The following is an 11,991-nucleotide window of genomic DNA, read 5'->3' on the forward strand; positions in this document are numbered from 1 at the left end:
TTCCGACTACGCAGCCGACGAGTCGTGATGTGGTGGAAATCGTGGGCCTTTTTCAGGAGCTAAAAGGCGCATTGCCTGAGGCCCAGGAAACGACAGTACGAGCGTTTGCAAGCACGTTGTTTATGCAACGCCGCAAGGAGGACGCAGAGTTTTAAGAAATATTCGCAGCCTTGACACTCGCGCAGGGCTGCGCCATCCGATACCCTTTCGCCCCTTTCCTTTCTTCTCTCTTCTCCTGCAAGAACAGATAGCGAAGCCAACCGACCAATCCCCCACTAGTTTTTTTGGCCCCATATCTTAAAGAAGCGCAGGAACGAAGCGCCCTCTACAATACCTTTTGCAAATAGCTAAAACCTCTGTAGTGGAGTGGATGCGCTACTCTCGACCCAGGGCCAAAAAAACGAAACTTTCAATGTGCCGGTGATACTCCACGGGCACAACAATGCTTCTTCTAAGCTGCTAAACAGGGAATGACTAGCATCCGGTGGTACTCCACGGGATGCGACTTACATTAGAGGCTGACTATGACCGAAGACTCCCCGAAGTATCCAAGCTGGATTGACGACAATTACCCAGTACCTGATCCAAGTTGGGACTATTGCCGGATTTACGAAATTGCGATCGCACTCGACCGCGAATCAACCCGGTTGTTTAGTCAAATTTCAAACGAGGAGACGCGTACACCTGAATCAGATCAACGAATCCGCGAACGGCTTCAGGAAGTCGCCATGCAGTGTAATGAGCTGATGAAAGAGTTAGGGTAAATAGTGCGGAATTGATGTATACTTAGCGCGATACATTCTGTATTCCAATCCTGGAATATTCCAACAATGGAACTCGACGATGTTCTAAAACAGCGGCTAGAAGAGAAGGGCATGAGCCAGTATCAGCTAGCTAAGGAGGTAGCAAAACTTGATGGCACTGGTAGACCACCCAGTAGCTATACAGGTCGGTTTGCCAAGGTTTTTGATGATCCCAAAGGACGAACCTACAAAAACCTTGAGGAAATTATCCAGGCCCTTGGAGGCCGGCTCCTAATTGAATGGACCGATACTAGAACACAAGAGCTGAAATAGCTATAGTGCAAGCGTTACGGCTTATGGCACTATGAAATAGCGTTAGTTCCTGAAAACCAGTGAATTTGCTACGTATTTCTAGCTAGTTCACGGTATTACTTCAAACAGCAAAAGACCCAGAGCTTGCAGGCTCCAGGTCGAAATTTGAAAACAAAAATTGTTAAGTCAATTATGACACATACCCCCCACCTTCGGCTAACCCCAGCCGATGTAAAAGCGCTATGGGAGCAAAAACTTTTCAATGCTAGAAGCTATCTTTATCTTTTAGCCATCGCCCATCGGCGAGTGGAATGGAAATGGCAAATAGATAATGTATCGGCGTTTTGCGAAGAATGGAACATACCACGCCGCACCTTTTACAAGGCCAAAGCAGCTTTAATACTGAGCGGATTGCTTTCAGAAAATATCGTTGGTTCGCTTGAACTAGTTCCGCATGCCTGCCCGCAAGAACTACCTGTATTTGAAGCGATGCAGACAGAGTGTGCCTCTTTGGGCACTGGTGTGCCCTATTGTGCACTGGTTGTGCCCAAAGAGGCACAACCAGTGCACAATAGGGCACACTTGACGCTCGAAACGCTTGATAGACAAGACGTCTGTGCCTCTACATCTTTAAAACAACTAATTACACCTACTACACCTAGTGTGTGTGTCAATGAAAATCAAAAACCCACTGTTAATAATTCTGAAGTAAGAACAGAGGTAGGCGTTACATGTTGGCCTACGTCTCAAGTTGAGAATTCAGAGTCTCCCAATGAGGCAACACCTCCTGGTAAAGACACTTACGCGCCGCCGATTTTACTCGCAGCAAAGAAAAAGTTTGCAATCAATTTAGCCGACACGCATCTACGTCGAGCGCTCGAACGCTGGCCGGAGCGGATTGAAGTTGCGATCGCATGCCTTGAAGAAAAGGAAATCGAAGTGAAATACCCGACGCGATTCCTGCAGAAAGCCATTGAGGAACAGTGGAAGCCGGAAGCGCAGGCCAAAGAAAAGGCACCGGATGACTTTCGGGAATGGTTTAAAGCAGCCCGTGAGCGTGGCCTCGTCGTCGGCTCTCAGCGGGTAGACGGTCAAATCATGGTTTACACCGTTGATGAGCGTTGTGCACCGTTCAACGAGCTACGCCAGCTGAGCTGGGAGGCGCTCACGGCTCAGGTGCAGGCGATTACGGATGATAGCCTACCCGTGAATACGGCTCCCCCAGAACAGAATTCTGAGCCAGCGCCCGAGCTAGATCCGTTAGTTGTACTGCATCGCGTCAACAACGCCATCGTTACCCAGAGCCCGATCAGTCCGCAGCTGCAGACCGACGCTGATCGCTGTCATATCGATATCCCGCAGCTCCAGGCAGAATGGGAGTTAGCGGCGAGTCCTCCGGGCAGCGCTGACGACGATCTACGTCAAGCGGGGTGATGCTATGACACAGGCTAATCATGAAGGACTAACGCTAGCCAATATAAAGCAGGGCTGGGAAGCTGGGTATTACACCCCCAGAGGCTATTTGTATCATCTAATCCTGGCCTATCAAGCCTCAGGCAGCGCCCTAAGAATCGAAAGTGTTGCCGCATTCTGTCGGGATTGGAATATCTCCCGTAGTCGCTTCTATAAAGCTAAAGCAGCCTTGGTGAGGGATGGATTACTTGAAGAAAAGATCATCGGCGCTGTTGGGCTGACGGCGATACCCGTGAACGTTGCTCGGTCGGAAACAGCCGACTTTAATAGTGACCCGGAGGAGTTAGATCAGGGACCGTCCATGCCTGCATTAGGCGAGTTAATCGCCGATACGCTAGATGCCCAGCCGGAGCAGCCAACCAGCAACAGCGACTGGGCGACCTGGTACGACGAAGCGCGCCGACGCGGTTTAGTCCTCGCCTCACGGCGTCAGGGCGATACGACGCTAGTGTGTCTGGTGGATGAGCAGTGGGTGCCGTTTGAGCAGTTGAGATCGCAGTCCTGGGAGGAGCTAGAAGCGCAGCTGCAGCCGATGGTGTTAGATGCGGTGGCCGAGGCGACGGAGCTAACGCCGGAACAGCAGAAGATTCTATCGGCGATGTCTCGGTTAACGGGAGGATGAACGATGCCAATGGATCGGAGTCTCTACCCGGATAACTGGGATGAGCTAGCCTTTCAAATCAAGACAGAAGCAAACTGGTGCTGTACCGAATGCGGGCGGCCCTGTCGTCAGCCTGGGGAGTCATTCGATACGTTTCTAAAGCGCTGTTGGACTCCCAGCCTGGAGATGCGATATCCCAGCTATGAGATGGACGGTGAGCGGCGCGTGTCCAAGGCTGGACGGTTTGTTTTGACGGTGGCGCATATTGACCATGAGCCGGGAAATTGCGATCTCACCAACCTAAAGGCCCTATGTGCTCCCTGCCATGGCACCTATGACCTGAAGCAAATGGGCCGTAAGCGCGTGCTCAAAGCTGAACGCAACGGGCAGCTGCGGACGGATGACATTCTGAACGGTGCGCAGCTGGCATTGTTGTCTGAGCTGGTGGTCTATCAGCGCCTAGATCCGCGTTCTGGGGGACGGCGGACGATGGTGCGTAAGCCGCTGGATGCGGTTGGCAGCAAGCGGAAGCATCGGGCTCCTGGTAATGCTTCTGGCTGGATTGAGGAGCGTCTGGGCAATCGGAAGCGGGCGAATCCTAGCGTGAGTTATTACTATCGGTGGGATAGCCCTAAAGGCCGGGTGAGTGAGTATATACGGGCGAGTCAGGTGACGCGGGTGGCGAGGATGATTGAGGCGGAACGGCCTGCGTTGGAAATTTTACGGATTGTTGTGGAAGGTAAGAGAAAGATTTCGGGGGTGTCGGTTGAGTTGCTGAGATGAGGTTGGTCGAGTGGCGAATGCTGAGCATTTAGAGCTAATAAAACAGGGAGTAGAAGTATGGAATCAGTGGAGAGAAAAGAATCCTGATATTGTTCCTGATCTCAGTCAAATCAAGCTTGATGGAGTCGATCTACGTGAAGCTAATCTTCATGGAGCGCAATTGAGTGCTGCTAGCTTACGCGGAGTGATCCTATGCGGAGCCGATTTACGCGGGGGTAGACGATATAGAGAAGAACTACATCGAGGTAAGCGAATCAGCTCCAAGCTGTTTCAAGCGAAATTAGGTTTTACCGAGCTGGATATTATCGATCTACGCGATAACGATCTGAGTAAGGCTGATCTACGTAGGGTCAACCTAAGTAAAGCTATTCTTTTTGGAGTTGATTTTCAAAATGCTAATTTCAGCGGAGTTGATCTGCGTGATGCTGACCTGTGTGCAGTGGATTTACGTGAAGCAAAGCTATACGGAGCTAGGTTGGGTAGTTTCGACTTGAGTGACTTAGATCTGAATGGTCTTGATTTGCATGGAGTTGATTTGTGTAATGCTGATTTGAGCCGAACACAGGCCCTAAGAACCAATTTTGAGAGAGCAATATTGACAGGAGCCTGCTTGGAGGATTGGCATATCAACAGCGCTACAAAATTTGACGGGGTGATATGCGAATATGTCTACCTCAAAACTAATCAGCAAGAACGCCGCCCTAGAGAAGGACGCTTTAAACCCGGTGAGTTTTCAGCCCTGTTTCAACAAGCTGTAGATACTGTTGATCTCATTTTCAAAGACGGTATCGACTGGCAAGCCTTTTTTCAATCCTTTCAAGACCTCCGTAGTCAATACGAAGATCAAGACCTCTCCATTCAGGCTATTGAGAAGAAACGTGGCGGAGCCTTTGTTGTTCGTTTAGAAGTCGCTGAAGGTGCTGATAAGGCATTGATTGAGAGCAGTGCAAAAGAACTCTATTTATCTGAGATTAAAGCTTTAGAAGCTCAGTATGAGGAGCGGTTACGTTTACAAGGGCAGCACCTCGATGATTCACGTCAGACAATCGAAGTGGAGCGCCGAGACAAAGCGTCACTAATGGCAGTAATGTCCACTATGGCCAGCACTCAGCAAGGACCAAAGTACGACCTCCGCAATGCCCAATTCGTAGGCGGTTTCGCCGAAACCGTCCACGGCGACCAAGTCGGCGGCACCATCAACAACCAAGCCACTGAAACGCCCTCCCTCGCCGAGGCCGCAGCCGAAATCCAAAACCTACTCAAGCAGCTAGAAGCGTCTAATCCTATAGCGACGGAGGCTGAGCAGACAGCGTTTCTTAACGTGATGATTCCACCAACGCGGCGAGAGCGGTTGATAGGTGCGTTGAAGGCGGCTGGTGGAGAGGCGATTGAGAAGGTGCCGTATGGGGCGGTGCTGAAGGCATTGGTTGAAGGGTGGCAGGAGCCGAATGGGTAGGGTGTTTGGTGAGGTGAGGGGGTGGTGTAGTGGCAAATTCACAACATCTAAGGCTACTTCGGCAGGGAAAGCATGTATGGAATTCATGGAGATCAAGCATTGTCAGAACGATGCCACCCTCAAACTTGCTCAATCAGTATGGTGAGAACCTAAAAACATGGAAGAGACTCAGATTTGATCTGATACCGGTTGATCTTACGAAAACCGATTTAAACGGTTCTGACTTGAGTGGTTTTAACTTCTGCCGGGTTGATCTCAGTGCTGCCAATATGCAGCATGTCAAATTGATTTGGGCTACTCTTAGCAAAGCCAATCTAAATGGTGTCAATTTAAAGTCCTCTGATTTATATAGAGCTAGCTTGACTGATGCCAATTTACAGAGGGCAGATCTGTCAAGAGCTAATCTCAGCCGAACCCATGCTTTAGGAACTAATTTTCAGGGAGCAATTCTAACAGGAGCTTGTTTAGAAGACTGGAATATTAATAGCTCTACAAACTTGGATGAGGTTGTTTGCGACTATATCTATCTCAAGGATGAGCGCCAAGAACGTCGCCCGAGAGAAGGCTATTTTAAGCCAGGTGAGTTTACAGCCTTGTTTCAGCAACTTTTAGATACTATAGATCTCATCTTTCAAGACGGTATCGATTGGCAAGCCTTGTTCCAATCCTTCCAAGACCTTCGTAGCCAATACGCTGATCAAGACCTTTCCATCCAAGCTATCGAGAAGAAACGTGGCGGCGCTATTGTTGTCCGCGTGGAAGTAGCTGAAGGTGCTGATAAAGCAGCGATTGAGAGTAGCGCCAAAGAACTGTATGAGATTAAGTTGACGCTCTTAGAACAACGCTACCGAGCCGAGTTGAAAGCGAAAGATGGACAGATTGTCGCTTATCAGGAGCAGAGTGCAAACTTAATGAAGATAACGGAGATGCTAGCAGCGAGTCCCCCTATGTCTGAAGGTAATAAATACGATCTACGCGGTGCCCAGTTTGGTGGCGGCTACGTTGCCGGTAACGTCGAAGGCAACCAGTACGGCGGCGTAATCAACAACTACGGCTCCAACGCCGAAGACATCACCCGCCTACTCACTGCCCTACGCGACCAGGCCCAAACCTTCCCCACCGACCAAAAAGACGATGCTAACGACACCCTCGACGACCTGGAGCGCGACCTCGCAGACGAGCAGCCTGACCAAGGCCGCATCGGTCGGCGTTTGAAACGGCTGGTTGCCCTGGGCGCTGCCATCGGCACCATTGCCAGCGGAGCCGCCGCCGTCTCGGGCGATGTTTCCACGTTTACGGGCAACGTCATCGAGCTAACGCAGCAGCTGGGCATTCCCATCGAGCAGGTGCAGCTACCACCGTCGGGCACTCCGTGAGTTGCGGTTGCAACCATCTTAAACTATCACCCATCAATCATTCCATAGGGCATTAGCTAGCAGGAACTAACCTGCGCTAGTGCCCTAAATTTTTGCTATCGCTCAGAACAAATTCAGCAGAATACTATTAGTTTCCTGCTCTAAAAAAGGTGTGTACAAACGATATTTCAACAAAACTAGGTTTCCGGTATTTATTGAATCTTCACCGGAAAACCGGAAAAACTCGGACAGATTTTTTCTAGAGCGACTCCCATAATATGGATGCTGATTTTCGAAAAAAAAATTATGGGTGACCAGAATTCCGCCGTTGAACAGCAGTTTCGACCGGACGAGCTGATGACGGAGCTTGATATTAAAAAGCAAGCTTATTACGACTATCTAAAGCATTTAGGAATTAAGGCTGAAAAGGATTCAAAAGGTAAGGCGTATCTGACTCAGGCACAGGCAAAATCTGTGCGATTGCTCAGGGCTCATGTGGTAGCGGGTGGAAAGATTGAAGACTTTGATATTCATGAAGCGCTTGAGACGGCGTTGACCGTGGCTGACAGTACTGAGCTAAGTGATGTGTCAGAGCCGCCGGTTGAGGTAAAAGTGGATGCGACCCAGGCGGTAGATATGCAATCTCTATATCGGGAAGCCTCCAATATCTACGCCCAGCATCTGACGGCTGACCGTCAATTGTTGATGACGATGCTGAATGAAATGAGCTACGAAACGATGCATCCCGAGGCTCGGGCCAAGGTCGATAAAATCAGGGAGACAGCGCTCCCAAAGTTCAATCCCCAGGCGATGGTCCGCGAGTTTCTAAGCCAGCAACTGCAAACGGCTTAAGCTACGACTCCGCCGACTTCCAAAAGGCGTGCGCTGCTATCGAGTCGGGTAGCAGCGTGCTTGTGCTGGCTGAGCTGGGCATGGTGGGCGATATGCCCCGGCATTTGGTGATGCGGTTTATTGATACGTTTTCTATTGCAACCGCTGTCTACAAAGGCAGCGGTAAACGCTTCTTCGTGCGCCTGGCCGAGCAGCTGGATATCCCCACGACAGAGGACAAGTACGACAAGAACGGCGAGCCCTGCGGTGAACGGGCGCTGACGATGGATCAGCTGAAGGATGAGATTGCCGAGAACGTGGGACCGCAAACGCTGCTGATATTGCCTGAGGCGAAGCGGCTTTCTACGGGGATTCGGTATTGGCTGGAAGACTTGATCAATGCCGGTGTCCGCGTCTGCTGCTTTGCGGCGGCGAACCCTGGTAAGGACATCTTTTTAGAGATGTTAGAAATCGAGCTGGAGCTACCCACGGACCAGATTATCCGCGAGACGATGCAGGCGGAGGCGGAGCGGCTAGGCTTGCAGCTGAGTCAGTCACGGCTTGCTGAGTTGCAGCCGTTGGCGGGGCGTAATCCGATGTTGGCGCGGAAGGTAGTACGCAATGAGCGGCTAGGGCTGAATCAGGAAGCGAGTCCGCAGCATACGCAATATGTGGTGGTGATGCCGATCCTGATCGCCTGTCTGATGGCGTTTGGCATCGTGCGGTTTATTGGTTTGGGTACGCGCAATCAGAGTCTGTATATTTTTGGTGGTACGGCGCTGGTGGCGGGGATGACGATGAAGCAGTTGGGTCAGGTGCGCGGGGCGCGGAAGCGCTTGGGGCAGTAATAGAGATATGTGAGCTAACATTCAATCTGCCGAGCGACATAGCAGCACATGCAAGATTATTTCAAGTCTCAGAAAATAGTTGCAGACTATCTTTACTTCTACTATCGAGGCAAAAAATTCTCTGGCAAAGGTGTTACTGAGTGGAATCCTGAAACAGGGTTTGAATTAGATATATTCCTTTCACAAAATGAAGGGTTAGAAAGGGTTGAAGCAAGAGGCCTTTGTGTTTCTGAACCCTCAGATTTTTGTTCCATTCGGATTTGGACCGATTCTTTTGGCTGGGCAATCGTCCCAAATTTTCCAATACATCGCTATAAAACAGATTTATTAGGATCAGGAAAGTATTTTTCCATTAAGTTTAATAGGATGTATTTTTGTGAGCCTGGAGGGAACAGCCCGGTAGCTGACACTTATTGGACCGGAAATTGCTTATTTCGATTGAAAGGAAGAAACCGTTTTTCCGATCAGATGCGTATCGAAACAAAGATAAAAGGACAACTTCTCAAATCGAAAGGAGGGCAAGGTTTTCTGTATGAAAAAAACAACTATAGAGTCATAGGATATTTTATAGAAAAAGACCTTTTTTATCTTACTTGGCGTTTACCGAAGAGTGAATATACGAAAGGCCAAGCCTGGAAATGGCCCCTTGGGTTTCAAGAAGCTCTTCAAATCTGGCTTGGCAAGACAATTTCCCTTTTGAAAAGAGAAATGAACCGCAACACTCATAAATTGATTGAGTTTAGGCAAGATGTAGAAGCTCTGTCTTTAGGAGATTTTCGGCTTATTGCTGCACCTTCAGTTCAGAACGACGCAATAATTGCATTGGCTAAGTTTTTCTGTAAGGAAGAAGTAAAAACAGGGGTAGAGGTTTGTCGCAATATTTTTGATCAAGTGATGGATGCTAATCAGCAAAGATCACAAGCCGCCCAGGAGCTACTAGTGGCAACTACATTAGAAGCAACCATTAGAACCCTGTACAATGTCCCAACTAGTGGACAAGATAATTCCCGTGGTCTAGTACAGCAAAGATTAAAAGGGCAATTCAAAGGAACTTATCTATCTAAAGCTTGGACTGCGCACTGTGAGCGAGCCATTGAGGCGTTTGAGCGTTTGAGACTTCGTAATGCTCATCCTGATTGGTTGGAAACTTTAGGTGATCCAGCTGCGGTTGAAAAGGTAAGAGAAGCAGTGGATGACATGTTGTATTTATGCCTTTTTTACGGTTATATGATTCTCGCGATAGCAGGTCTTAGGGATAAAAATCCTGAGTTTCCTACTCCTCATCAGCAATGGGGTCCATTGTTTGTTGTCTCGAAGTCAGATGACCTAGATGATTTTCCTTCTTTTAAAAAATTGTCAAAAGATAGTGGTTACCATGCAAAAATGATGGCTGCTAGGAAGCATCTAGCATCGTCGAAACAGGCATCAACAACCTCTTCTTCTACAATGTCGGAAAAACAGTCTGATCTGAGTTCGTAACCCCCCAAATCCCAACCTAACCCCCATCCCTGGGCAACTTAGAGTTGTTCAACGTAGACAGGTCTGGGCCAATGATGGCAATCACCCATGCCGCGATCGCAACCGCAGGCGCATCCTTACTACTCGGCACCGCCCAACCATTACCGTTAGCCTTAGCCGTCCTGGGTAGCCAGCTACCAGACATCGACACCACGACGAGCATCATCGGCCAGGTCTGTTACCCCGTCAGCTCATGGATAGAAGACCGCTACCCACACCGCAGCGTCACTCATTCCTTAGCCGCGACTGTTGCTATTACAACTGTGTCTTTGGCTGTGGGTGCTTCGTTGGGCGATATCAAGCCATGGTTGGCGCTTCCCCTGGGCCATATGCTCAGCTGCTTTTCCGACTGCTTTACCCGCCAGGGCGTTCAGCTCTTTTGGCCTGACCCCGCCTGGTCCATCAGCGTCTCGAACCCGAAGCGGCGATTAAGAACTGGTGGACCTGGCGAATATTGGGTGCTGGCTGTGGCCGTGGCGTTGTTGCTGCTGGGTATCTGGTTAGCGGGTACGGGTGGCGTCACTGGCCAGGTAAACCAAAGCCTGGGCCTGCGTGATGGAGCCATGGCGACGTACAACGCTAATGCTGCGAGCGCTGAGGTCTACGCGGAGATAACCGGCGTGTGGGCCGATGACCGCATCGATGCCAGTGGCCGCTATCTGATTTTGGATGCGGTGGGTCGTGAGTTTGTGGTTACCGATGGCCAGGGCGTTTACCAGACGGGTAAGCAGTTGCTGGTAGATAAGCTGACGACAGCGACTGGCGCGGCGATGACGCGGACGACGCAGACGCTTACGTTGAATGATGAGGATGTGGTGGCTCGGCTCCAGGCGTTGCGGATGATGCAGCCGTCAGCGCGGATCTATTTGAGTGGTTCGCTGACGGTGGACTTTCCTGAGGATGTGCGGCCTACGGTGCTGCCGAGGCAGTTGCCAGCGGTGACGGTGATAGGTGAGGCGGTGGAGTTGGCTTATTGTGATTTGGAGGTTGCGATCGCACAGCTCAACGATCAGTGGGCTACAGGAGTGATGACAGTGTTGTCCCTTGCTTAAAATTTATAGGATGTGCTCATTTTGTTTCAATCTGAGCCAGAGACTTTGAGCTATTTTCTATGTCCTATATCAATGGAGATACGCTGGCTACTGTCAGTCAACTCTAATTCTATTGACAATGCTCCATTCTGAATATGAATAGCTGTCCAACAAGTGATGGCATACAGGCTAATTAGACTCAGTGGTGCTATACAACACCAAAAGAAGCTTGTTACAGGATCGCTCTTAGCCTTGAAGGCTTTACAGGAAAATGGTTTGAGCTTCCCTGCGCTTGATTCATTGGGAGCTATCTTGTGAACGTTATTCCCGTGAGGCAGCCTCTGCTGAGGAATTAGACATAGCCATAGTTCGATGATTCTCTGCATGATTAAAACCGGTGGGTGATGCGCTTGCGACGCAGCGACCTTTGTGGTGTTGTCAAGGCATTGGCTTGTACAGAGACGCGACTTGAAACGGTTGCTGAATTCACTTGAGTGATTGTCAAATCGAGTCAAATAGGTCTATTGTGGAAGTAGCATTTATGGAATGTAGTAGCATGATGGTTTTTAAAATCGCCGTTCGGGCGATTTTAAAAACCATCATGCTGAGTTTAAAACACTCTTAGCCTTGAAAGCTTTACAGGACAATGGTTTGAGCTTCCCTACGCTTGATTCATTGGGAGCTATCTTGTGAACGTTATTCCCGTGAGGCAGCCTCTGCTGAGGAATTAGACATAGCCATAGTTCGATGATTCTCTGCATGATTAAAACCGGTGGGTGAGTGCGCACTTTGCAGCAACCTTTGTGGTGTTGTCAAGGCATTAGCTTGTACAGAGACGCGGCTTGGAATGGTTGCTTTAGCTTCTTTTGTACTGGGTATTCTTCAGGCGATAACTTAGGTCATTGTCTGTGAAAGCTCTAGTTTTCTATGCATTAGCTTTACTAGCTATAGGCGGTGTAGCCATCGCCCAACAGCCCAGCTTCGTCACGCCCACCTCTCCCTCAGAACAAGCCACCCACCCTAACGAAGCCCCCCGCCGC

General features: G+C 49.6%; 11 protein-coding genes. All 11 read left to right on the forward strand.

The window, feature by feature from the left end:
• Positions 1–524: 524 nt before the first annotated feature.
• Positions 525–764, forward strand: a complete 240-nt coding sequence (locus IQ260_RS18850) for a hypothetical protein (RefSeq protein WP_193994647.1) — start codon at positions 525–527, stop codon at positions 762–764.
• Between the two features lie 66 nt (positions 765–830).
• Entirely contained in the window at positions 831–1,076 is a 246-nt protein-coding gene (locus IQ260_RS18855; protein ID WP_193994648.1) for a hypothetical protein, read from the forward strand.
• 171 nt (positions 1,077–1,247) lie between these two features.
• Positions 1,248–2,489, forward strand: a complete 1,242-nt coding sequence (locus tag IQ260_RS18860; RefSeq protein WP_193994649.1) for a hypothetical protein — start codon at positions 1,248–1,250, stop codon at positions 2,487–2,489.
• A 4-nt stretch (positions 2,490–2,493) separates the two neighbouring features.
• Positions 2,494–3,150, forward strand: a complete 657-nt coding sequence (locus IQ260_RS18865; protein WP_193994650.1) for a hypothetical protein — start codon at positions 2,494–2,496, stop codon at positions 3,148–3,150.
• A gap of 3 nt (positions 3,151–3,153) precedes the next feature.
• Positions 3,154–3,912 carry an HNH endonuclease signature motif containing protein gene (locus IQ260_RS18870; RefSeq protein ID WP_193994651.1) on the forward strand — a complete coding sequence of 253 codons (759 nt, stop codon included), beginning with the start codon at positions 3,154–3,156 and terminating at the stop codon, positions 3,910–3,912.
• 10 nt (positions 3,913–3,922) lie between these two features.
• On the forward strand, positions 3,923–5,368 hold the full coding sequence (locus IQ260_RS18875; RefSeq protein ID WP_193994652.1) for a pentapeptide repeat-containing protein: 1,446 nt from the start codon (positions 3,923–3,925) through the stop codon (positions 5,366–5,368).
• Between the two features lie 110 nt (positions 5,369–5,478).
• The gene (locus tag IQ260_RS18880; RefSeq protein ID WP_193994653.1) at positions 5,479–6,744 is read left to right on the forward strand and encodes a pentapeptide repeat-containing protein; all 1,266 of its coding nucleotides are present in this window, start codon (positions 5,479–5,481) and stop codon (positions 6,742–6,744) included.
• Positions 6,745–7,029: 285 nt separating this feature from the next.
• Positions 7,030–7,575 (forward strand): hypothetical protein, encoded by a 546-nt coding sequence (locus IQ260_RS18885; RefSeq protein WP_193994654.1) that lies wholly within the window; start codon positions 7,030–7,032, stop codon positions 7,573–7,575.
• A 263-nt stretch (positions 7,576–7,838) separates the two neighbouring features.
• The gene (locus IQ260_RS18890; protein ID WP_228016252.1) at positions 7,839–8,402 is read left to right on the forward strand and encodes a hypothetical protein; all 564 of its coding nucleotides are present in this window, start codon (positions 7,839–7,841) and stop codon (positions 8,400–8,402) included.
• A 48-nt stretch (positions 8,403–8,450) separates the two neighbouring features.
• On the forward strand, positions 8,451–9,881 hold the full coding sequence (locus tag IQ260_RS18895; protein ID WP_193994655.1) for a hypothetical protein: 1,431 nt from the start codon (positions 8,451–8,453) through the stop codon (positions 9,879–9,881).
• A gap of 71 nt (positions 9,882–9,952) precedes the next feature.
• Positions 9,953–10,972 (forward strand): metal-dependent hydrolase, encoded by a 1,020-nt coding sequence (locus IQ260_RS18900; RefSeq protein ID WP_193994656.1) that lies wholly within the window; start codon positions 9,953–9,955, stop codon positions 10,970–10,972.
• The last annotated feature ends 1,019 nt before the right edge of the window (positions 10,973–11,991 follow it).

Origin of the sequence: Leptolyngbya cf. ectocarpi LEGE 11479, from assembly GCF_015207065.1 — a bacterium.
GTDB classification, from domain to species: Bacteria; Cyanobacteriota; Cyanobacteriia; order Phormidesmidales; family Phormidesmidaceae; genus Leptothoe; species Leptothoe ectocarpi.